The sequence below is a fragment of the Ammoniphilus sp. CFH 90114 genome (genome assembly GCF_004123195.1).
GTDB lineage: Bacteria > Bacillota > Bacilli > Aneurinibacillales > RAOX-1 > YIM-78166.
On record NZ_SDLI01000001.1, the window covers coordinates 651,693 to 672,221 of the forward strand.

Sequence of the window (20,529 nt, forward strand, 5' to 3'; positions counted from 1 at the left end):
GGATAAAAAACCTATGTCGACCCTTTTTTGTTTTAGCGAATTACTCGGACAGCTCCAACATAATGCTTGTCCCACCATCCGCTAGACATCGTATTATACTTTACGCCACCTTTTCCATAGGTATGCAGAACACGGTTTTTACCAGCGTAGATTCCAACATGGCCAATGCGCTTAACCGAATAACGCGAGTATTTTAAGGTAGCCTTGGTTGAGAAGAATACTAAATCACCTGGTCTTAGATCATTCCTAGCTACCTTTACCCCGTGGTTATATTGTGCCCGCGCCCCACGAGGAAGGGAGATCCCATTCCTCTTGTAAACATATTGTGTAAAAGAGGAACAATCGAAACGGCGAGAAGTTTCATATTCTGCCCCCAATCGGTAAGGAACGCCTAAGAAACGATGGCCGGTACGGATAATATTTGATCTAACGTTCTGCGTAGTACTTGTAATTTGCGCACTCTGCAAAGAAGAGCTTGTACTTCCTGTATTCGCAGAAATGTTAGTTGTAAATCCAAATATCGTAGTTGAAAAGACGATACTCGCAAGTGTGAGTTTGAGTAATTTTTTCATACACTTTCAATCCTCTCTTTGTTTTATTTCCTAGTAGTCATCGCTGGCACCTAGTGAGTAGTATTGAAAGGGCACACAACATATGTTAATTCATTCGTACACTTGTATAAATACCAAAAGATTTCCAGGCTTCTCAGATCCCTCTGGCGGCAATGGTTGAGCTATACTGGTCCAATTCTTTCCTTCGAGATTTAACAGCTAAACAGAGAAGGGTTCCATAAGGAACCCTCACAGATGAGTATGATTAGTTGATTACACGTGCAGCAGCCACATAATGCTTGTCCCACCAGCCTTTAGACATATCATTGTATTTAACTCCGCCGTCACCGTAGGTATGTAATACTTTATTGTTTCCTGCATAGATCCCAACATGGCCAATACGCTTAATGGAATCCTTTGAGTACTTCGTTGTTTTTGTAGTCGAGAAGAATACCAAGTCTCCAGGTCTTAGGTCCTTACGAGCAATTTTCTTTCCATCCTGGAATTGTGCTCTTGCACCGCGGGAGAGTTGAATACCATTCTTTTTGTAGACATATTGAACGAAAGAAGAACAGTCAAAACGACCTGTGTTTTCATACTCAGCTCCAAGCTTGTATTTAACCCCTAGATACTTATGTCCAGTTTGGATGATATTCTTTGCTAATACGGATGTATTTGGTGATGATGGGTTGAAACTGTTCTTTTTCTCAGGAGTAATTCGTTTAGCCCCTAAAAAGTGATTCTTCACAACCGGTGAATTCATTGGTATTTCTTGGACTGTTCCGTAGGTCTTATAAGCAACCACGAATTCTCCTTCACCTGTATAGATACCTGCAGCTATAAGATCTGTTCCGCTGTTCCCAAAGAAAACGACATCACCTGATTTTAGTTTGCTTTTGTCTTTTATGAGGGCCCCTTGTTGGCTTAAGTTCATCAAATTTGCTGGAACTGGCAAACCCTCTCTTTTGAATACATGAGACACAAAGTCACCAGAACCAAAATTCGTTATCTTAGTTCCAATATACGCTTCGGCTCTAGAGGCAAGATCCTCCCCAAACGAAGAGGCATAGCTAGTTGGAGTGAAGGTAAATAATGCGCTTAGAGCAATTGTTCCAGCAAGGGCAATATTTAATAGTTTTTTCTTATTCATGGAATTCGTCCTTTCCTTAGCTGTATTTCATGTTGGTACCATGACTGGTAGGTCTTTGTAAAAAAGATACCATGTCGCAGATTGTCGAATAAGGGTTAAATGATGGATAAAACTTTAACAATTGGAAGGTATGGCAGCTTGAGGGTCTGGTAGTAAATTTATGATGGGATCTTCTAGGGCTCTAGGCCTGAAAAAAAATAAAAACAGAGCCCTTTTTCCTGAAAAGGACTCTGTTTTCCACAAACTTCCTTAGTTGTTTTCCGCTTTCTCCTCATTGCTTTCTTTTTCTTCTTGACTTACGAGAGTGGCAATCGGACCTGAACTCTCTTGTTTGTTTTTGACTAAGTGGAGAGCATATTGGAGTGGGCGCTGGACGGACTTTCTATAGAGTTCAGGTCTACCGAGTTCCTTAAAAATATCACGTCCTGGTTTAGGGTTTACCTCAATAAGCCAAACCCTACCGTTCACATCAATTCCAATATCAAGTCCGAATTCCATCATACTTCCAAAGTGCTTCTCGATGGTCTTAACGACAGTAAAGCCCAAGAGCTTACATTCATCCTTAATCCTTTCTGCCTTTTCTTCACCGAAGCGTTCTTTCATCAACTTTGAAAATTTTACTGGTTTTCCTCCATTGTGCAAGTTAGAGGTGGGGCTCTTCCTTGGACCAACACGTACACCTGATCCGGTAATGCACCATTCGCCAACCTCATTCTTTTGAATCAGCAGTCGGGTATCTGCCACGCGGTCTGGAATTAAAGCGAGATCCAATCCTTGTTGAATCATGAAATTTCCTTTGCGAATACATTCCTTATTGACCCAACGGTTTACAACTGAGATAAGGGAAGCCGCCGTCGAAAAAGAGGCTGACTTTGTTCTAAGGTTACGAGCTCTCCCAAGCAAGGAATATTTCGTCCCGTCATGACTAATTTTTAAAATACTTCTTCCACCAGTTCCATTCCCTGGCTTTATATACAATAAAGGAAATTCTTTTAGCATCTGTTGCAAATGATTAGGAGAATACTCTACTGTCTTTGGAATCCAAGATCTGAGTTCTTCCTCGCGAGAAAATAGTTGTGTTGCGTTCCATTTGTTTGTGTAGGTGTTATTCGCATAAACAAATAGATCCTTTTGTCTTCGTAAGGCAAGATAACCAGGTTCGCCTTTTCGGCAACGATCAATCACAATATCAGGCCAAGGGTAGATTTGACTTACCCATCCATTGGTGGAAGGGATAAACCCTCTTACTCTTTTTTTATTTTCCAATACATCTTCATGGGAAAATAAAAATACGGTACAACCTAATGAACGCCCTTCAAGGATTAACTGGCGAAGATAAGTAGGTTCTTCAAAACGAACCCCTTGTCTCCAAGTTAAGATTCCGATGATTGGTTTATTCATGTTGAGATGACAACTCCTCCAACTTATCCTCCTATTAATGTAAGTTTATGATGGACCTGTGTAAATGTGCCATTATGAACTGGTTATAGGCGCTATTGGATTGTCTCTAGGTTAGATCTTCCTTATAATCAAGAAGAAAATGCTTATCCGAAAGGGAGAAGATAAGATGACGTTAGGTAAGAATAGTGTGGTTGGGTTTATTGGGATTGGCGTGATGGGGAAGAGTATGGCAGGGCATCTGTTACGCGCAGGCTATCAAGTATTAGTTTATACACGCACAAAATCAAAAGCCGAAACCTTGCTTCAAGAGGGAGCCGTATGGAAAGAATCCGTTGCAGAGCTTGCAGCCCAAGCCCAAGTTATTATTACGATGGTTGGCTATCCGTCCGATGTTGAGGAAACATATCTCGGAGACGGGGGAATTCTTCGACATGCTAGGACCGGAACTTATTTGCTTGATATGACAACATCCACTCCATCTTTAGCTAAGGAAATCTATCAAGCTGCAAAACAAAAGGGAATGTATGCATTGGATGCTCCTGTATCAGGAGGAGATATCGGAGCTAGGGAAGCACGCTTAACCATTATGGTCGGAGGTGATCAAGAAGCTTTTGAGACCGTTCGTCCCATACTAGAATTGATGGGGCAAAATATAGTTTTGCAGGGACAAGCAGGAGCCGGTCAGCATACGAAAATGTGTAATCAAATTGCGATTGCTTCAAACATGATCGGTGTATGTGAAGCGATGGCTTATGCCGGCAAGGCAGGATTAGATCCGCTGAGCGTTCTACAGAGTATTGAGGCAGGAGCGGCAGGAAGCTGGTCATTGAGTAACTTAGCTCCACGGATGATTGCTGGGAGCTTTGAACCTGGTTTTTATATCAAGCACTTTATTAAAGATATGAATATAGCACTAGCTGCGGCAGAAGAAATGGGACTCTTGACGCCAGGATTGAAATTGGCCAAATCTCTTTATGAAGAATTAGCCGAAAAAGGAGAAGCCGAAAGCGGAACACAGGCATTATATAAGTTGTTTACGGAAAAACAGGGAGTATGAATGACAAATAGAAAGGGAAAAGAAGCATATGTTGCACGAATTTAGCCTTGAGATTCCCTACGCTGAGGTGGATGAAGCGATAGAAAAACTGAATGCGGTCGGAATTTATTACATTTCTTACGATGCTCCCATTGAGTTAGTAACAACGGATAATGGCTACGATTTTACAGAGAATCAAGACGCGGTGATTAATCTGATGATTTATGCAGAGGATGACGGTTTAGAAACACAGCCTGCTTACTATCTGGAGATCCTACCCGAAGTACTTGGGGTTGGGGAGGAACAGATCCGTTACCAGCTTCTGTTAACCGATTCATGGCAGCAGCCCTTCGAGGATGTCAACTTAGGAAACGGTTGGATCATTGGCTTGCCTGACCATGAAAAGAGCACGACTTCAAGTCATCAGTATTTATGGTTTGATCCACAAGGAGCTTTCGGTACAGGTCTGCATGGTACGACTCAGGATTGTCTGACTATCATATTAAAGCATGACTTCAGAGGTCAATCCGCTGCCGACCTTGGGACGGGTTCGGGAATCCTAAGCATTGCTGCTGCGGTTAAGGGAGCTACGGCCATTCAAGCCATAGATATTGAGCGGGTTGAACGGGAGATCCAGTATAACGCCAATCTAAATGGCGTAACATGTATTAGAGTGGAACAAGCAGACTTGCTTGAAGGTGAGTATAGAGTAAGCCCTTCCTATGACTGGATCTTTATTAATATTGGAGGAGATGAAGCTGTTCAAATGATGAAAAGGCATAACCTCCTAGAGGGGTATCAAGGAAATTTACTAATATCCGGTCTCGTAGAATGGAACGCGGGGGAAGTCGTTACATTGCTCGAAAAGTTTGGGTTTCGTTTGATGGAGAGATTGCAGTCCAATGAATGGGTAACAATACACTTCATAAAATAATAGCAAAAGGCCTCTCTTAAGGAGCAATCCTTCAGGGAGGCCTCAACTTATGACGGGAGGGGCTGTGGTAATGGCTTACCAAACAGATAGCCTTGGAATAATTCAAAACCAACATCTCTTAACCATAAGAAGTCTTCTCGAGTCTCAATTCCTTCGGCAAGAGGGACGGAACCGATTTCTTGGGCGGCTTTCAGTAGACGTTTGGCCATCAGCTGCTTCATTGAATCGCTTGCTACGCCGTGGACGTATTTCATATCCAGCTTCATATATCCAGGTGATAACTCCCTAAGCAATTCTATCGTACTAAATCCTTCCCCCACATCGTCAAGTGCATATTGAAATCCTTGCTTCTTGTAATAGGTTAGAATCGACTTTAGATGTTCAATGTCATCTACCTTCTCACTTTCCACAACCTCGAAGACGAGGTTCGTTGGTTTAACCCCTAGTTCCTCAGCTAAGCGGATTGTAGACTGTAAGCAGTGGGAGGGTGAGTATATAGAAGTAGGCAGGAAGTTAATAAAGGCCATTACGTTGATTCTGGCAGAATTTCGCACTGCAGTCATGCGGCACAATCGGTCTATAGCATAGAGACGATTTCTCTTCTTTGCCGCTTTGAAAACTTCACCGGGAGATCTTAAGTTGCCATCTTGTCCATAGAAGCGTGATAGAAGCTCGTAGGCTACGACTTGTTCCTCTTGATTGACAATAGGCTGAAAATAAGAGGTGACTTGTCCTTCACGTATAATATCATCAATCCATTGATTTTCATAAACGGCTTGCGCCTCAATAAGCGGTTTCCAGTCCTGATTATCAACACGAAAGAAGATATACTCAAGGTCCATATGGTCACGACAGAAATCGATAAGATCCAATAATGCATGTTCTTTTAGGTGGACAACCTCAGCTTGGGCTTCAATTAAAGCTTTTTCTCGTCGAAGATAGTTCAATAACTGAGGGATAAACGAGGTATTGTGAACGCCATCAAATCGAATCTGATAGATGAGTTCTGGGTTGAAACAGGCTGAACAAATGGACATGACTACTAAATCACCTCAACTACATATCTTATTTTCTATTATATAGGTTTGTGGTAAGAAAGTCCTGATTCGATGTGTAGTCATATCATAATTTATTCATTTTTAGGAAACAATACACCTATAGTAACGATGTAGGGAGATGGCATGATCATGACTGGCCTTTGGATGAAGCTTATTATTTGTCCCCTGGTTATCTTTTTAGTTGATTGGATGACGGGGGAAGTCTATTACCCGATGTTCTTTCAAGCTCTATTAGTCGGCCTCGTTCTTGCTGCCGCTGGACATGCAATGGAAGTGATGTGGTTAAAAAGAGGACGCCTTTGGGTAATGACAATTCTTGATTTCTTTGCTAGTGCGGCCATCGTATTTTTTAGTCAATTTGTGTTACCAGGAGCGTTTGTAACGATCATAGGAGCTCTTATCGCTGCTTCTTTCTTAGCCATTACGGAATACTTTACGCACCGTTGGCTTATTCAACGAGGAATGACAGAAAAAGCTGCGTAGTAAAAAACCGGAAGCTTATGTACAAGGCTTCCGGTTTTTCTGTGCTTATACTTCTCTCTCCATAGCTCGAATTCGGTGGAACATTTTTTTGTTTTTCAACTTAAGGAATAGGGTGATGTCAGGTGCAAAGTTTGCCTCAATAATCCAGATCTTCCCTTTGTGATCTATCCCCATATCCATACCTACTGTTCGCAGCCAACGATATGACTTCGTTAGACATTTGGCAGAAGATAAAGCAATATCATGGATCTTTGAAGAAAGTTTCTGTTTGTTTTTCGTTTTCACCGATGATTGCTGGATGGCTTGCTTTAGAGAAAGCACCTTTCCCTTACTTCTTTTAATATTGGTTACGAGATAGCCTTTTCCTGCCCATTTGGCTAGCTTGCCCGTAACTTTCCACGGTGTCCGCTTTCCTCTTTGAACCATGACACGCAAATCAAAAGGCCTATCATGGATCGTTGCGAGCTGAATTTTTTGTTGGATAATATAAGAGTTACCTTTCATTCTTTTGAAAATTTCCCGTATGGCGGCCTTTTTGCCTCTCATTTTTTTCTGCCTGTCTTCATAATGAATTTTATAACGATCGTTGCCGATGGATGTAAGCTGCAGAATACCTTCTCCTCCTTTTGTCCCGACAGGCTTTAGGACAAGTTCTCTATGTTTTTTTAGCATCTTCCAGAGTCTTTTTTTGGAGAAGGGCTTTGTACTGGGAAGGGTAGAGGAGAGGTGGCGGCACTTCTTAAGAAGTTTAAATTTATGCCATTTACTTTTATAAGTCTTGGCCATTAGGGTTGCTCCCCTAAGCTGAGAAAAATCACGAGTTTAACCGTTGCTCGATGAATCTTACCTTTGCACATCATTCGAAGCATGGATCTTTGTTCTCCTTCCACCGCTATTCTTCTATACAAGACAATGTATGTCAGTTGTCGACTAATTGCTTTAGGCTCCTATTGCGAGGCATGAGGAGGCTTGTCCCTCATACAATCAAAAAGGAAAAGGCGTTCAGCCTTTAATAGGTTTTTCTATTTGAGCAAGAGAACGGGGAGGGGCGATAGTTCTTGGTCAGGGGCCATTCGGTGCATCTTTTGGGCTTTTACAAATCGAGAAAGGATAATTTTCTTTCTTCTCATTCCATGAAAACTACCAGTAAGAGAACTTTGCTTACAGATATCGATAATATCTGACCAGTTAGCTAAACTCATATGAATATCCTCCTTTTTATCGGCAAAACCGTATTGGTGAGTTCTAATTACTAAAATATATTATCAGCCAAGTTTTTTGTTGACTAATTCTAGAAAATATTTTTCCCCTAAGGTCTCTACCGACAAATAACATATAGATGTTCTGCTAAAGATAGACGTAATTTAACACAATTATTCTGGTATATGCCTATGGACTTTTGTTAAATGATGAATCGAAACAAAAGGAAAGAAAATACTGATAATTGATTGGCAAACAATTGTCTTACAGCCTCATAAAAATGGTTTGTAAAGAAATGTGCCCTAAGCATTCGCACAAATCTGGTCAATTCGATATAATGAAGGTGCATGAGTGAACGAGGTGATTAGATTGAGCGGAATTGTTGGATATATAGGGAAACGCAATGCACAGCCGATCCTCCTAGATAGCTTGGAGCATTTAGATTACAGAGGATATGATTCGGCCGGTATTGCGATCTCTAATGGAACAACCATTGAAAAAAGAAGATCTGTAGGACGGGTTAAGGATCTTCGTACGTGTATACTTAGGGAACCCATCCCGTCAGGAACGATTGGGATTGGTCACACGAGGTGGGCGACACATGGGACCCCTTCTGTTCAGAACTCCCATCCTCTGACCGGTTGCGATGATCGTTTTCTCGTTGTTCATAATGGAATCATTGAGAATTATACCGCATTAAAAAGAAGTTTAAAGAAACAAGGGCATGTTTTTAAGACAGATACGGACACTGAGGTGATTCCTCATCTATTGGAGCAATATGATACAGGCGACTTTGAGACGACGGTACAGGCTATTCTTCCTTTACTTAGAGGCTCGTTCGCTTTAGCTATGATGTCGCGCGAACACCCTAATATGATCATCGCTGTTTCCCAAGATAATCCTTTAATTATTGGATTTGGTAAAGGTGAAGCTTATTTAGCGTCCGATATTCCAGCTTTGCTTCCTTATACACGAGAATTTTATCCTATTAAGAATAACGAAATGGCGATACTGACTTTGGGAAAAGTACAGTTGAAAACCTATGATGGGATCAGTGTGGAGCCGAAACGAGTTACCGTGGATTGGAATGTTCAGGATGTCTTGTTCCCTGATCAAGATCACCATATGTTAAAGGAAATCTTAGAGCAAACGAAGGCGGTTGAAGAAACATTAAAGGGACGCCTAACACCTGTGGGGGTGAAACTTCCTGAGATAGAAGCTCCTTGGAGTAAAGAGCGAGTCCAGAATATCAGCAAGATTCATATTGTAGCGAGCGGTACTTCTTACCATGCCGGTATTATTGGGAAAAAGGTGTTAGAACAGTTATTACAGATTCCTGTTCAGGTTTCCTTTTCTTCCGAGTTCCGAGATGATCATCCCCCGCTAGATGACAGGGATTTGATCATTGTCCTCAGTCAATCGGGTGAAACGGCCGATACCCTTTCTGCTCTGAGGGAGGCTAAGCGCTTTGGTTGTCCTGTCATTGCCATTACGAATACCGTTGGAAGTACGATATCGAGGAAGGCGGACAATACCCTTTATACGAAGGCAGGACCGGAGCTCGCAGTAGCTTCTACGAAGGCCTATACATCCCAACTCACAGTCATGATGCTGCTAGCTCTGTGGTTAGAGCAACAAATACGGGATACGCATGACGAGTATTCTCAAGCCTTGTTAGAATCCTTGACTCGGCTGCCAATGGATATTGATTCAACTTTAATCATGACTAAAGACGCCATAGATCAGTTAGCACAGATTACGTATGATCAGGAGCACCTTTTTCTTATCGGACGCGGACTTGATTATGTACTAGCATTAGAAGGTGCCTTGAAGTTGCAGGAGGTTGCCTATATTCACGCTGATGCTTATGCTGCGGGGGAAATGAAGCATGGTACCATGGCCTTGATTACTCCAGGTGTTCCCGTCATCGCGTTAGCCACGCAAACCCACTTGATGGATAAAGTGATAAGCAATATTAAAGAAGTTAAAGCCAGGGATGCCTTTGTCATCGGGATTACGAAGATCGGGGAGGACTTATTAACTGAAGAAGTAGATCAGGTCTTATATATTCCAGAGACCCATCCCTTCCTCATGCCCATCCTTGCTGCCATTCCCCTTCAATTACTAGCTTATTATTCTGGTACGGTACGCGGACATGATGTGGATCGCCCAAGAAATCTAGCGAAGTCTCTTACGGTGGAGTAGAAGTTAAAAAGCTCGTATTCACGGAATCAGTGCCCCTAATAAGCAGCCCTTTTTGTTTGTCACCCTAAAATAGCGATACGCCCTAGACCCTATGATGAATACAGATATAGGATAAGAATTGAAAGCTAGGGGCTGATATCTTGGGGAAGTATACGTATCACGACTTTTTGGCTCATTTTGGTGTAGGGGCTGCTCATCCGGGAGGTTTGGCACTAACGAAGGAACTTCTTAAAGGAGAACAGGTTACGTCTACTAGTAAAGTTATAGAGGTAGGATGCGGGACAGGGAAGTCTGCTGGCTATCTTGCTTCAACCTACGGGTGTGAGGTAACGGCTATAGAACCCCATCCCGTCATGTTACAGAAAGCTAGTCAACGGTTTGTAAAAGAAAAAGTTCAAGTTCACCTTTTACAAGGAAGCAGTGAACGGATCCCGGTTCCTTCCAACTCGTTTGATTTTCTTCTAGCTGAGTCAGTTACGGTTTTCACGAACATCCTTGCCTCTCTTAAAGAATATGCAAGGGTGCTGCGTCCTGGGGGGATCGCCCTAGACGTGGATATGACTGCAGGTCATTCATTTACAAGTGGACAGCTGCGTGAATTTACTAAACTATACGGGATTAAGCGAGTACCGACAGAGGCAGAGTGGAAAAGAATGGGCTTGAGGGCTGGTTTTCGTAAAGTAGAAGTGCTGAAAAGTGTTTGGGTAAATTCTGCTCTCAAGAAGAGTGGCGTTAGTACCGAAGAAACACCTGAACTCGATCCATCGCCTTCCCTTCATCCTGACCTTTATGACATCTGGGGAAATCATCAATCCTTGACTGAGAAATATGCAGGAAAATTGAAATATGCGGTCTACAGATTTACTAAATAAAATACTTTTTGGGCACTTGCCCAAAAATTCTTAAACTGGGCCCTTGCCTATGCCGCCTGGGCGAATGAACTCATAGTCTAGAGTGTAAGCTTGGAAAGGAGTTCTGCTTATGAGCGGTCAATCGGGCGGATTTTTTCAGGACGATGAGTTTGTAATTATCCTCGTACTGTTCATACTATTGGTCATCTTATTATTAAGGAGAAATTAGCCTTCTTTTGAAAGGAAGGCTTTTTTTCGTTCCATCATTTCTTCACATTCTTATGCTAGGATGATGTTTGGCTAGAGGTTTTGGGTCTGCTCCAGCGTTCCGTTACCCCTGTCGTCACAATCGAACATGTTGTCGGAATGGAAGAAGGTTCAACATTTATGGTTGTTATTCTTGATCATACTGGTCAAGTAACGGATGAAATTGCCCAGCTAGCACATTCCATTAACCATATGTCGGAAGGAGCAATTACTTAAGCTCATTTGGGGGCAGGATTATGAAGGTGATGACAGAACAGTGGATTCCCATGTGAAAAATTTGCGTGAGAAATTAAGAAGATCTGGGATTGATGTCAACGCGGTGATTAAGACGGTTTGGGGAATCGGCTATAAAGGCGTGTAAGGAGTAGGTAAGGAGGAAGCCCTTGGCTTCCGCCTTACTCGGTTTCGTAACCCGCTTCTTCAACCGCTGCTTTCATCCGAATGGGGTCTACTATGTCGGCGTCATATCTAACATGCACCTCTCCCTCAGCTAAATCAACGAGAGCTCTTTCTACTCCTGGTAAGGAGCCTAAGGCTTCTTCCACTGCTTTTACACAGTGATCACATGACATTCCTTTTACATGTAAAACGATATCCACCATACGCGTAAATTCCTCCTTAATTTCATGCTTCCTTTAGTTTCTGCATTATTTGAAATTAATATATAGATTAGTAAAGAAATTTATGGAATGGAGATAAAAATAATAGATTCGCTAGAGATTCCTTTGCATGGTTCATGTATAATTATCCTTACTTACATAATCTATCCTTGTTTGACACAAATAGTTTTAATAAGATTAAGGTATACTAGATTGTGAGATTCATAGTATCTGCACCGGAGGTATGTACCATGAAGAAGATCGCAGGAATCTTACTCCTTTCCTTTTTAGTAACAACAAATACAGCAGCTGCAGAAGAGTATATAGTTTCGAAAGGGGATACTCTATTTAAACTTTCCCGCCAATTCGGACTGGGCGTGGAACAGCTGAAGAAATTAAATCAATTATCCTCTGATACCGTTTTTCTTGGTCAGAAGCTTATTGTTTCGGATAAGTCACTCGGAGGAGGAATCAATACTCTTACCACACAAGAAGTAAAGTCTGTTTCGTCTACACCTGTAACTGTGCGAACCCAAGGTAGAAGCGCCGTCATTACAGGGGAAACGGTAAACGTAAGACAAGAGAGACACATCGAATCCAAGGTCTTAATTACCTTGAAGAAGGGGACAAGTGTAGAAATCGTCGAGCCCGGAGAACTCTGGACACAGATTAAGTGGGGTGAGACTGCTGGGTTTATCTATACCCCACTATTGGCTTCTGTTAAAGAGGAATCGGTATCGAGATCTGCGGACCTATCAGCATCAAGGATACAACAGCTTATTTCTCCTTTAATTGGTACACCTTATCGTGCTGGTGGATCTGACTTAAACGGGTTTGATTGCAGTGGTTTTACCTCCTATGTCATGAGCCAATTGGGGGTAAAATTGCCTAGAATATCGGAAGAGCAATTTAGTGTTGGTACATTGGTAGAGCGAGAGAATTGGAAAGTAGGAGATCTTCTCTTCTTTGATTCTTATTCGTCAGGAAAGATCTCCCATGTAGGAATCTACATAGGAAATAATAAGATGGCTCATTCGGCTGTCAAGTCTGTAGAGATTAGTGATGTAACCTGGTACCTCAATAATTATCCATTCTACGGGGCAAAGCGAGTATTAGGGGACTAGTTGATTAGCATAATGAATACATAGCGGTTAAGAGGCTGCTCAGGGAAGCTTACACTTTTCGGGTAGCCTTTTTGACCGTAAAACAAGAAAGGAGAGTGCAAGTTTTTTGAATGCAACTACATCTAAGTCTATACGTTGGATTCGATGGACAGCGATCTTGTCCATTCTAACGGGACTTCTGTATATTCCTTATTTTCCTTGGTATTTATTGGGTGATGAAACCGAGTCAGAAATTATGATTTGGGGAATCTTGGCCATCGGTGGCGGTGCCTTGGCTTGGATTGGATCTAGCTTGGTAGCGTTGGAGAGTAGGGCGATTCGGCAGATATCACTTCTTACTGCTTTTATAGGCATGTTTCTATTCATTCTCGGACAAGTTCCTCCGCTTTATTACTGGTACCTCTTCGCAGGCGTTCCAATTACCGAGGGTTCTGCAGAACAAGTGACAACAGGTAGTTATACCTATATGCTTCCCCATATAGCTGTTGTCGTACTCGCAGTTGCGACAATGGTTGTAATCGGAACAGAGCTATTTTCTACACGCTCTAGTAGTCGCCTGTCAGCGAAACAAACGATGGCCGCTATAGGAACTATTCTGTTCATTTTATCAGGATGGTTCGGGTGGGATAAATACCAAGATGCAAACTGGATTAGCTATACTTATCCTCAACATGGGGCGATCAATGTTCCTCTTTACGATACGGTAACGGTGCAGTGGAAAGAGGAAGCTTCGAGTATGGGAATGAGCGTAACTTATGCAGATGATCCAACGATCCGAGTCCAAGGTTCCACTTCTGGGTCAAAGGATGGGATGAGCTTTACTCCTGATATGTTTCTCCCTGGCAAGGAAGTGTTGGTCGAGGTGACTGCCGGAAGAAGATCGCATAGCTTTAGCTTCACCACAGCACTGGAAGCAGACGATAGAATTGGGCTGTATCGGGCTGTTCTTGCTCATATCTTCCGTTCTCCTCAATCGGGACAGCCACCTGAGGTATTAGCTTTTGATACAGCTAGTTTAAAGAACGCAAAAGAGGACGAAAAACGAACTATAGCAAGAGGCTTAATGGCTTATCACGGTCAAGTGGTGTATGGTAGTGTTGGGGCTGGTTTTACCTCTGCAGAACCTAGTTTTCTCGTCCCTCTTGAAGAACAGACAGAAGCTCTATTACTTTCAATTGAGATTTTAGAAGAAGTCTTTGATGAATATCATATACGAGTGATCGGCACCAAAGGTCCTGGAGTTCTATCAGGGATGCCAGGTCAGGTTTATGAGTTGGATTATACGCTGAGGTTCCAAGATGGAATATGGCAAATAACGACGATAACAGAGCAGGACACAGTGCGTCCGTGGGGTTAGTACCTTTTAGATAGAGTTTTCATCCAACGTACTTTGAATCTTTTGCGATCATGATGTCGGTTCCATTCATTAGGATCTGCAAGAGCATCCATCATGTGGCCAATTTCGAAGGATGATTTTCTAAGTCGTTTTGAGAGCTGAACGCATAATATTCTGCCTGGGACACTAGCTCCTACAAGGGCTAGATCCCACTGATGTCTTGTTCTCTTTAGGTAATTGAAGGTTTTCGGGAGAGAATGATAATGATCTAGGTTTACTGCTACCGCTACAGGAAGATTTCTTTTTCTAAGCTGCTTAGCAGCAGCCTTAGCAGACCTGCCGACTAAAGCTACTCTACAAGTGCGGGTCAATTCATGTAGGTAACCTTGATCATACATCTGATCATTAATGAAGGAGTCCGTGATTAGCCTCGGTCGCCAATGTCTGGCCTGCATAAAGTTCATCAATTGTTTGGCCCGATTTGGAAAGTAAGTAACTCCAACTACGGTTGCTTGGCGAACGGATTGATCAAGATCTCTTAAGAGCTGAGGAGTGGGAGGATAGGGGATGCCTATAAATGGGGCAACCTTTTTTAATGTAGAGATATCCCTTCTAGCTAATAGCTTAGCCATGACATCGCCAAGACGAATGACGGAAATAGCCTTCTTCTTTTTCACAGATAGCTGCAGCAAACGGAAAACATGATAAGGCTGAAGTAGTTTACGCCGGTAGAGATGATTCATTAGAATGTATCTTTCTCTTGAGTTCAATATCATAATGCTCTTCACCACCAATTAAATTTACGATTAATCTGTTATATCTTACTTTCTATAAACAAGTTTGTGCCCCCAATTCTCCTGCCCTCAGGGTAGCATTCCTTTAAACGGGCAATGATAAGGATGAGGATGAAAAGAAAGGAATGAAAGTAGATGGCAGATTACCGTTACAATGTCATGCACGAAGTAAGTGATAATGAACTGCACCATATTCACCAACTGCTTGAGCAGCTAAAGAAGCAAGATACCCTTACGATCATGGTGGATCATGTCAATGAGCGCAGTGAGGACAGAATTCAAGGGGCGATTGATCGCGATCAGTTTGATTTCTATACGAGGGGTATCAATGAGGATGATACGGAGTTTGTGGTTAGAAGAAAAATGTAAGACACAGGGGTTGATGTGTGAACATCGACCCCTTTTCTTTTGTCTTTTAGATGGATATTGTCCATTTTTAACGATATGATGTTAACGAGAATCATCTTTTTTATCATCGGATATAGGGATACCAGAAAATAATTCGGAGAAAACCTGTGACTGAACTTCTGGTGTTGTATGGGTGGGTAGTGGGAGACCATACCGCAAGGCCTGCATCCGATCGATTTCTTCTATCTGTTTTTCGGCTAGCTGTTCATAGGCTTGTTCTTTTAAATTGTTTTTATTTTCACTCATACACTTCACCTCCATAGCTAGGTTCTCCCATTGAACCAGATCCCAATAAGGAACATATTTCAAGTAAAGGAGCTTACATTTTGGATAGAGTCTATCTAGATTACAATGCCAGTACACCAATTGATGAGCGAGTAACGGAGGCGATGAGGCCTTACTGGATGGAGCACTACGGGAACCCATCGACAACCCATTGGGCAGCTACCCCAGCTAAGCAAGCGGTGGAAAAAGCACGCACCCAAATCGCGAATTTGCTTCAATGTGATCCCGCCGAAGTCATCTTTACTAGTGGTGGTAGTGAGGCTAATAACCATGCCTTAAAGGGAGTGTTCTATGCCCTACAGCATAAGGGCAAGCATATCATAACATCGGCTATCGAGCATCCTGCAATTATACAGCCCTGTAAGTTTTTAGAGCGTTTAGGTGCTGAAGTGACTTATGTCGGAGTAGACGAATACGGAAGAGTTTCACCGGAGGAGATTGAAGCAGCGATTACGGATAAGACGATCCTTATCTCCGTCATGCATGCGAATAATGAAGTAGGCACACTACAACCTATTGCTCAAATTGCTGAGATAGCTAAGAAGTATGGTGTATTGTTGCATTCTGATGCTGCTCAGTCAGTGGGGAAAGTTCCTACACGAGTCAATGAGCTGGGAGTTGATCTTCTAAGTATAGCTGGCCATAAGCTTTATGCACCGAAGGGAGTAGGGGCTCTTTATATCCGAAAGGGGACTCCTATTGAGACTTTCATCCATGGAGCCGGACATGAGGACGGAAGGCGTGCTGGTACAGAAAATGTCATCTTAGCGGTAGGGCTTGGAAAAGCTTGTGAATTAGCTGGAGAAGAGCTTGAACACTCGAAGGTTGAGGAGCTTCGAGATTACTTCTGGCATCGATTGCAAGAAGAGTTTGGACCAGCGATACGATTGAACGGACATCTACTAGAACGATTACCTAACACGTTGAATGTTAGCTTTATGGGACGCTTAGGAAGTGACATATTAACTTTCATTCCTGGGCTTGCTGCATCGACAGGATCGGCATGCCATTCTGGAAAAGTACAACTTTCTTCTGTATTACAGGCAATGGGTACAACGGAGGAAGAAGGACAAGGGACAATCCGGTTTAGTTTAGGTCGATATACGACGAAAGAAGAACTAGAGCAGGCCATTGGTTGGTTAGTAGGGACCATAAATTAGAAATGAAGAGGCTGATCTCAGGGAATTGGTTATCCAATGTCTTGGGACAGTCTTTTTGTCTTGACCAAACCAACCTTCCTTGCTAAGATTAATCTTAAAATTGTACTGACTAGTCAGTACAAAAAAGAACTTACGTTAGGGTGATAGGCAAGTGATAAAGAATGTTCGGGTAATCGTATTTACTTTTATGGCTCTGTTGATCTCTGCTGGGATTTTTGCTCTCACCTTTTATCAACAGACGGGAGAGACCAGGGCGGTGACAAACCAACCAACAGCTTATATAGAAGCGACTCATATGAATGTAGGTTTTAAAGTGGGAGGACGAATTGCTGAGGTTCTTGTTCAAGAAGGGGATCGAGTGGCAAAGGGTCAGGTATTAGCTCGATTACAAAATCAAGAGATTCAAGCAAAGGTAGCACAAGCAGAGGCGGCTGTAGCAGCGGCTAAAGCGAAAGAAACCCAAGGAAATCATGCGGTTGCCGTTACGAATCAAACCACTATAGAACAAGCTGCTCAAGCTAGAGCTGCAGTGCAAGCAGCAGAGGCTCATCTTGAAGCGTTAAAGAATGGAGCCCGCCAGGAAGATCGGATGAAGGCGGAGATTCAGTTGGAAGCAACGAAAGAGGGGTATCGCCTTGCAGAAGAAAATATGAAACGAATGAACGAATTGTTTGAGCAGGGAGTCATACCTCAGGTGAAGGTGGATGAAACTTATCTTTCACTGCAGAAAGCGAAAGCTGAGTATGAGGCTGCGGTTCAACAAGTAGAACTTGTGAAAAACGGGGCAAGGCCAGAAGAATTGAAGGCGGCTCATGCGCAGGTTGAGCAAGCGAAGGCTGCGCTAGCCATAGCTGAGGCGGGAAGGGGTCAGGTACAGCTAAAGAGGGATGATGTGTCCTTGGCAGGAGCTTCTGTTATGCAAGCGGAAGCCTCTCTATTAGAAGCCAAGACCTACTCTGATTATACGGAACTCATTGCACCAGCCGAAGGTTTGATAACCGGTCAATCTGCCCAACTAGGAGAGTTAGTAGGTTCTGGTTTTCCAGTATTTACCTTACAGGCAGAATCCGATCGCTGGGCTTATTTTTATTTTCCAGAAACAGACATTGGCGAGCTTCATATTGGACAGAAGGTAACGCTCAAGCTAGTGGCCACGGGGGACATAGTGCAAGGGAAGATCGCAGTCCTCAAGCCAGCTGCTGATTTTGCCATCCAAAAGTCTACAGGGCAGATGGGGGAAACGGATATTCGTTCGTTCGGACTAAAAGTAGTGCTAGAAGGTACGCCAAGCTCCTTTCATCCTGGGATGACCATTCAATGGGTCGATAAAGGGGCGAATACACCATGAAGCCATCGTTTAAAATAGGGGACATCATTCAGGAGGAATGGCTCCATATTTTTAAAGATAAGAGACTTATAGGGATACTTTTTATAATCCCTATTTTCTATACGGCACTGTTCGGTTATCTCTATTCCAACCATCAGGTAACCAATATAAAAACCGTTATTTTTGATGGAGATCAAACCGAGTTTAGTCGTAAAATTATTCAGGGTTTTGCAGAGTCGGAGGCGTTTGAAATTATTGGCCAAGCGTATGGCGAGCCTGAGGTGAACCAGTGGATTGAGAGAGGAGAGGCGAAGGTAGGAGTCATTATTCCTCCGGATTTCTCCGCTCGCATCAAGCATGGGGAGAATGTCCCTATTTTAACGATGATAGATGGCAGTAATATGTTGTTTTCCAATACAGCGACGAGAGCTGCAAATCACATCGTTTCTACCTTCAGCTACGGGGTGTCTGCTAATAAATTAAGTCAACAAGGGTGGCATGAAGAACAGGTTCATTCTACTTTTCAGTCGATTCCTTTTCGTACGAGAATATTATATAATCCCACATTTAACTACAGTCACTTCCTGCTTTTCGGTTTAATGGGGGCCATCTTACAACAAGTCTTGCTGTTGGGCATAGCGCTAACGGTTACTAGAGAAAAAGAAAAGGGGACATGGGGCAGATACTCCGAATGGAGAACGGCCCCATGGAAGGTAGCCTATGCCAAGACGGCCCCTTATTTCCTAATTGGCATCTTTAATCATTTAACTGTGCTCGGACTTGGACTGTATCTGTTTCAACTGCCTTTCCGAGGAACATTGTTCTCCGTGTTGGCTTTATCTGTATGCTTTGTTTTTGCTTTATCAGGAATAGGGTACTTAGCAAGTCTGTTTTCACCTAATCAAGTGCAAGCTACTCAGACGACGATGCTCATTGCCGTCCCTTCGTTTTTGTTATCGGGGTTTTCCTGGCCATTCGATGCGATGCCTGATGCCTTGGTGATAGCCGGACATGGATTGCCACTCACTTACTTTCTAGATGGAGTTCGGGAAATTTTTATTAAAGGACATGGATTTGGGATGATACAACAGGATTGTCTTGTTCTTCTCCTTATGGGTTTTATCTGTTACTTTGCTGCTTGGCTAATAACCCCAATGCAGTTTAAGCATAAGGTGAGAGGAGAAGAAAACATATTTCCTGGGACAAGCTCATAGAGTAGTAGGGAGAACCGTCCGAAAGGTGGGAACAAACAGGGTGAGAACCTCCCTTTTATTCATTTCCATAATGATGGTATGTGGTTTGATTTTTAGTGGTTGCAGTTCGTTTTCCCAAGAGTCTGCGTCTTCTGGAGAAGATAAGAAAGATATGAACTACGACCTATCGCGAATGGGAAAAGAACAAAGTACGAATGATAAGGCGTTTATCGAAATGCTAAAGTCTTCGGTGGCCACTGCAGAGCGACTGATAGAGGAGCTTGAACTAGAGCTGCTCGAGGCGCAGGGGCATGATGAACTGCATGAAGTGAAAGAAATGATGAACCAGACTCATCAGGATCTCCTTTATATCTGGAACAAAGTGAACAATGATCATAAGCCGGATCATCCTGAACTAAAGAAACTGCAGGCAAAGTTTGTGTATCTTATCGGGCAATATCGGTTAGGTATAAGTACGGAGCTTGAAGGAATGGAAACAGGTGATCCAGCTAGGCTCAAGGAAGGCTATCAAACGTCTATGGAGGCAAGACTACAATTGCAGGCGTTGTTTGAAGATGCCCAGGAGCTTTGGTGAGTACAGGCATTTCATAAGCGGAGAATTTAGATATCATACTCCGCTTATTTTTTCTTACTACCTACTAATCATCTCATAAGTTTCAGTAATCTCTATACTATCTTTTACCGATTGGACCATAGGACAATTTTTTCTAGTAAGCTCGATTGCTTTTTCAATTTTATCTTGATTTAAATTTTCGCCTTTTATGATGAAGTGGACATGAATTTTTTCAATTCGGTTCGCTTCTGCTTCATTTCTTTCTACCTGGGCAGTAAGCTTGATATCTTCATAGGGGACCCGCATTTTAGTAAGTACTTTGCGCAACACACCTCCACTACAAACCGCAATAGAGGAAACCATTAATTGAAATGGTCGAAAACCATAAATGTCATCTCCAGAAATATGAAGCTCTCCATATTCGAATTCTGCAATGTAACCATTTTCCTTCATTTTGAATTCCATTATAGGTCAATAACCTCCTTCCTCTTATCAAGCAATTATAAATCAAGTGTCACTTTAATTGGAACAAAAAAAGCTAAAGTAACTCTGAGTAAGAGTATGCTTTAGCTTTTCCTAAAGTTCAATTGTCA

At 42.6% G+C, this 20,529-nt stretch carries 24 protein-coding genes; 14 read left to right on the top strand and 10 right to left on the bottom strand.

Annotated features, from left to right (window positions below; all coding sequences use genetic code 11):
* Window positions 1–32 precede the first annotated feature (32 nt).
* The 3 genes from EIZ39_RS03400 to EIZ39_RS03410 form a co-directional block, all read right to left on the bottom strand.
* Entirely contained in the window at window positions 33–572 is a 540-nt protein-coding gene (locus tag EIZ39_RS03400) for a C40 family peptidase (RefSeq protein ID WP_129197417.1), read from the bottom strand.
* A 244-nt stretch (window positions 573–816) separates the two neighbouring features.
* On the bottom strand, window positions 817–1,701 hold the full coding sequence (locus tag EIZ39_RS27200; RefSeq protein WP_240675678.1) for a C40 family peptidase: 885 nt from the start codon (window positions 1,699–1,701) through the stop codon (window positions 817–819).
* Between the two features lie 249 nt (window positions 1,702–1,950).
* On the bottom strand, window positions 1,951–3,102 hold the full coding sequence (locus EIZ39_RS03410; protein WP_129197419.1) for a YheC/YheD family endospore coat-associated protein: 1,152 nt from the start codon (window positions 3,100–3,102) through the stop codon (window positions 1,951–1,953).
* A 166-nt stretch (window positions 3,103–3,268) separates the two neighbouring features.
* Here EIZ39_RS03410 and EIZ39_RS03415 point away from each other — a divergent pair, with 166 nt between their 5' ends.
* Both EIZ39_RS03415 and EIZ39_RS03420 read left to right on the top strand, forming a co-directional pair.
* Window positions 3,269–4,159 carry an NAD(P)-dependent oxidoreductase gene (locus EIZ39_RS03415; protein ID WP_129197421.1) on the top strand — a complete coding sequence of 297 codons (891 nt, stop codon included), beginning with the start codon at window positions 3,269–3,271 and terminating at the stop codon, window positions 4,157–4,159.
* 28 nt (window positions 4,160–4,187) lie between these two features.
* Window positions 4,188–5,072 (top strand): 50S ribosomal protein L11 methyltransferase, encoded by an 885-nt coding sequence (locus EIZ39_RS03420; RefSeq protein WP_129197423.1) that lies wholly within the window; start codon window positions 4,188–4,190, stop codon window positions 5,070–5,072.
* A gap of 47 nt (window positions 5,073–5,119) precedes the next feature.
* Here EIZ39_RS03420 and EIZ39_RS03425 read toward each other — a convergent pair whose 3' ends face one another.
* On the bottom strand, window positions 5,120–6,109 hold the full coding sequence (locus EIZ39_RS03425; RefSeq protein WP_129197425.1) for an EAL domain-containing protein: 990 nt from the start codon (window positions 6,107–6,109) through the stop codon (window positions 5,120–5,122).
* Window positions 6,110–6,259: 150 nt separating this feature from the next.
* Here EIZ39_RS03425 and EIZ39_RS03430 point away from each other — a divergent pair, with 150 nt between their 5' ends.
* A complete protein-coding gene (locus EIZ39_RS03430) occupies window positions 6,260–6,613 on the top strand; it encodes a DUF2512 family protein (RefSeq protein WP_164984872.1) in 354 nt (117 codons plus the stop codon).
* Between the two features lie 45 nt (window positions 6,614–6,658).
* Here EIZ39_RS03430 and EIZ39_RS03435 read toward each other — a convergent pair whose 3' ends face one another.
* Window positions 6,659–7,399 carry a YheC/YheD family protein gene (locus EIZ39_RS03435; RefSeq protein WP_129197429.1) on the bottom strand — a complete coding sequence of 247 codons (741 nt, stop codon included), beginning with the start codon at window positions 7,397–7,399 and terminating at the stop codon, window positions 6,659–6,661.
* 236 nt (window positions 7,400–7,635) lie between these two features.
* On the bottom strand, window positions 7,636–7,815 hold the full coding sequence (locus EIZ39_RS03440) for a hypothetical protein (protein WP_129197431.1): 180 nt from the start codon (window positions 7,813–7,815) through the stop codon (window positions 7,636–7,638).
* A 367-nt stretch (window positions 7,816–8,182) separates the two neighbouring features.
* Between EIZ39_RS03440 and glmS the strand changes: the two genes are divergently transcribed.
* The 4 genes from glmS to EIZ39_RS03460 all read left to right on the top strand — a co-directional run bounded on the left by glmS (window position 8,183) and on the right by EIZ39_RS03460 (window position 11,497).
* Window positions 8,183–10,018 carry a glutamine--fructose-6-phosphate transaminase (isomerizing) gene (glmS, locus tag EIZ39_RS03445; RefSeq protein ID WP_129197941.1) on the top strand — a complete coding sequence of 612 codons (1,836 nt, stop codon included), beginning with the start codon at window positions 8,183–8,185 and terminating at the stop codon, window positions 10,016–10,018.
* Window positions 10,019–10,158: 140 nt separating this feature from the next.
* A complete protein-coding gene (locus EIZ39_RS03450) occupies window positions 10,159–10,890 on the top strand; it encodes a class I SAM-dependent methyltransferase (RefSeq protein ID WP_164984873.1) in 732 nt (243 codons plus the stop codon).
* Between the two features lie 288 nt (window positions 10,891–11,178).
* The gene (locus EIZ39_RS26370) at window positions 11,179–11,352 is read left to right on the top strand and encodes a HAMP domain-containing protein (protein ID WP_164984874.1); all 174 of its coding nucleotides are present in this window, start codon (window positions 11,179–11,181) and stop codon (window positions 11,350–11,352) included.
* Window positions 11,353–11,356: 4 nt separating this feature from the next.
* Window positions 11,357–11,497: a winged helix-turn-helix domain-containing protein gene (locus tag EIZ39_RS03460; RefSeq protein ID WP_368666304.1), complete on the top strand. Its 141-nt coding sequence runs from the start codon at window positions 11,357–11,359 to the stop codon at window positions 11,495–11,497.
* Window positions 11,498–11,531: 34 nt separating this feature from the next.
* On the opposite strand, the gene EIZ39_RS03465 is transcribed toward EIZ39_RS03460, so the two are convergent.
* The gene (locus EIZ39_RS03465) at window positions 11,532–11,738 is read right to left on the bottom strand and encodes a copper ion binding protein (RefSeq protein WP_129197439.1); all 207 of its coding nucleotides are present in this window, start codon (window positions 11,736–11,738) and stop codon (window positions 11,532–11,534) included.
* Between the two features lie 248 nt (window positions 11,739–11,986).
* On the opposite strand from EIZ39_RS03465, the gene EIZ39_RS03470 reads away from it, so the two are divergent.
* Together EIZ39_RS03470 and EIZ39_RS03475 are read left to right on the top strand one after the other, a co-directional pair.
* Window positions 11,987–12,859 carry a C40 family peptidase gene (locus EIZ39_RS03470; protein ID WP_129197442.1) on the top strand — a complete coding sequence of 291 codons (873 nt, stop codon included), beginning with the start codon at window positions 11,987–11,989 and terminating at the stop codon, window positions 12,857–12,859.
* 106 nt (window positions 12,860–12,965) lie between these two features.
* Window positions 12,966–14,216, top strand: a complete 1,251-nt coding sequence (locus tag EIZ39_RS03475; protein ID WP_129197444.1) for an Ig-like domain-containing domain — start codon at window positions 12,966–12,968, stop codon at window positions 14,214–14,216.
* Here the strand turns inward: EIZ39_RS03475 and EIZ39_RS03480 are convergent.
* Window positions 14,213–14,971, bottom strand: coding sequence for a GT-D fold domain-containing protein (locus tag EIZ39_RS03480; protein ID WP_129197446.1), 759 nt, complete (start codon window positions 14,969–14,971; stop codon window positions 14,213–14,215). The genes EIZ39_RS03475 and EIZ39_RS03480 overlap by 4 nt on opposite strands.
* 153 nt (window positions 14,972–15,124) lie before the next feature.
* Between EIZ39_RS03480 and EIZ39_RS03485 the strand changes: the two genes are divergently transcribed.
* Window positions 15,125–15,358 carry a hypothetical protein gene (locus EIZ39_RS03485; RefSeq protein ID WP_129197448.1) on the top strand — a complete coding sequence of 78 codons (234 nt, stop codon included), beginning with the start codon at window positions 15,125–15,127 and terminating at the stop codon, window positions 15,356–15,358.
* A gap of 81 nt (window positions 15,359–15,439) precedes the next feature.
* On the opposite strand, the gene EIZ39_RS03490 is transcribed toward EIZ39_RS03485, so the two are convergent.
* The gene (locus tag EIZ39_RS03490) at window positions 15,440–15,643 is read right to left on the bottom strand and encodes a hypothetical protein (protein ID WP_129197450.1); all 204 of its coding nucleotides are present in this window, start codon (window positions 15,641–15,643) and stop codon (window positions 15,440–15,442) included.
* A gap of 80 nt (window positions 15,644–15,723) precedes the next feature.
* Between EIZ39_RS03490 and EIZ39_RS03495 the strand changes: the two genes are divergently transcribed.
* From EIZ39_RS03495 to EIZ39_RS03510, 4 genes are all read left to right on the top strand, one after another.
* On the top strand, window positions 15,724–16,842 hold the full coding sequence (locus EIZ39_RS03495; RefSeq protein ID WP_129197452.1) for a cysteine desulfurase family protein: 1,119 nt from the start codon (window positions 15,724–15,726) through the stop codon (window positions 16,840–16,842).
* 151 nt (window positions 16,843–16,993) lie between these two features.
* Window positions 16,994–18,190 carry an HlyD family secretion protein gene (locus EIZ39_RS03500; RefSeq protein WP_240675679.1) on the top strand — a complete coding sequence of 399 codons (1,197 nt, stop codon included), beginning with the start codon at window positions 16,994–16,996 and terminating at the stop codon, window positions 18,188–18,190.
* Entirely contained in the window at window positions 18,187–19,383 is a 1,197-nt protein-coding gene (locus tag EIZ39_RS03505; protein WP_129197453.1) for an ABC transporter permease, read from the top strand. The genes EIZ39_RS03500 and EIZ39_RS03505 overlap by 4 nt, the downstream gene beginning before the upstream one ends.
* A 151-nt stretch (window positions 19,384–19,534) precedes the next feature.
* Window positions 19,535–19,957 (top strand): hypothetical protein, encoded by a 423-nt coding sequence (locus EIZ39_RS03510; RefSeq protein ID WP_164984875.1) that lies wholly within the window; start codon window positions 19,535–19,537, stop codon window positions 19,955–19,957.
* Window positions 19,958–20,014: 57 nt separating this feature from the next.
* On the opposite strand, the gene EIZ39_RS03515 is transcribed toward EIZ39_RS03510, so the two are convergent.
* The gene (locus EIZ39_RS03515) at window positions 20,015–20,401 is read right to left on the bottom strand and encodes an OsmC family protein (RefSeq protein WP_129197457.1); all 387 of its coding nucleotides are present in this window, start codon (window positions 20,399–20,401) and stop codon (window positions 20,015–20,017) included.
* Window positions 20,402–20,529 lie beyond the last annotated feature (128 nt).

Excerpts from the sequence above, each read along its gene's own strand:
- EIZ39_RS03400 (WP_129197417.1), bottom strand. The coding sequence starts at position 572 with ATGAAAAAATTACTCAAACTCACACTTGCGAGTATCGTCTTTTCAACT.
- EIZ39_RS27200 (WP_240675678.1), bottom strand. The coding sequence starts at position 1,701 with ATGAATAAGAAAAAACTATTAAATATTGCCCTTGCTGGAACAATTGCT.
- EIZ39_RS03410 (WP_129197419.1), bottom strand. The coding sequence starts at position 3,102 with ATGAATAAACCAATCATCGGAATCTTAACTTGGAGACAAGGGGTTCGT.
- EIZ39_RS03415 (WP_129197421.1), top strand. The coding sequence starts at position 3,269 with ATGACGTTAGGTAAGAATAGTGTGGTTGGGTTTATTGGGATTGGCGTG.
- EIZ39_RS03420 (WP_129197423.1), top strand. The coding sequence starts at position 4,188 with ATGTTGCACGAATTTAGCCTTGAGATTCCCTACGCTGAGGTGGATGAA.
- EIZ39_RS03425 (WP_129197425.1), bottom strand. The coding sequence starts at position 6,109 with ATGTCCATTTGTTCAGCCTGTTTCAACCCAGAACTCATCTATCAGATT.
- EIZ39_RS03430 (WP_164984872.1), top strand. The coding sequence starts at position 6,260 with ATGACTGGCCTTTGGATGAAGCTTATTATTTGTCCCCTGGTTATCTTT.
- EIZ39_RS03435 (WP_129197429.1), bottom strand. The coding sequence starts at position 7,399 with ATGGCCAAGACTTATAAAAGTAAATGGCATAAATTTAAACTTCTTAAG.
- EIZ39_RS03440 (WP_129197431.1), bottom strand. The coding sequence starts at position 7,815 with ATGAGTTTAGCTAACTGGTCAGATATTATCGATATCTGTAAGCAAAGT.
- EIZ39_RS03465 (WP_129197439.1), bottom strand. The coding sequence starts at position 11,738 with ATGGTGGATATCGTTTTACATGTAAAAGGAATGTCATGTGATCACTGT.
- EIZ39_RS03470 (WP_129197442.1), top strand. The coding sequence starts at position 11,987 with ATGAAGAAGATCGCAGGAATCTTACTCCTTTCCTTTTTAGTAACAACA.
- EIZ39_RS03480 (WP_129197446.1), bottom strand. The coding sequence starts at position 14,971 with ATGATATTGAACTCAAGAGAAAGATACATTCTAATGAATCATCTCTAC.
- EIZ39_RS03485 (WP_129197448.1), top strand. The coding sequence starts at position 15,125 with ATGGCAGATTACCGTTACAATGTCATGCACGAAGTAAGTGATAATGAA.
- EIZ39_RS03490 (WP_129197450.1), bottom strand. The coding sequence starts at position 15,643 with ATGAGTGAAAATAAAAACAATTTAAAAGAACAAGCCTATGAACAGCTA.
- EIZ39_RS03505 (WP_129197453.1), top strand. The coding sequence starts at position 18,187 with ATGAAGCCATCGTTTAAAATAGGGGACATCATTCAGGAGGAATGGCTC.
- EIZ39_RS03510 (WP_164984875.1), top strand. The coding sequence starts at position 19,535 with ATGAACTACGACCTATCGCGAATGGGAAAAGAACAAAGTACGAATGAT.
- EIZ39_RS03515 (WP_129197457.1), bottom strand. The coding sequence starts at position 20,401 with ATGGAATTCAAAATGAAGGAAAATGGTTACATTGCAGAATTCGAATAT.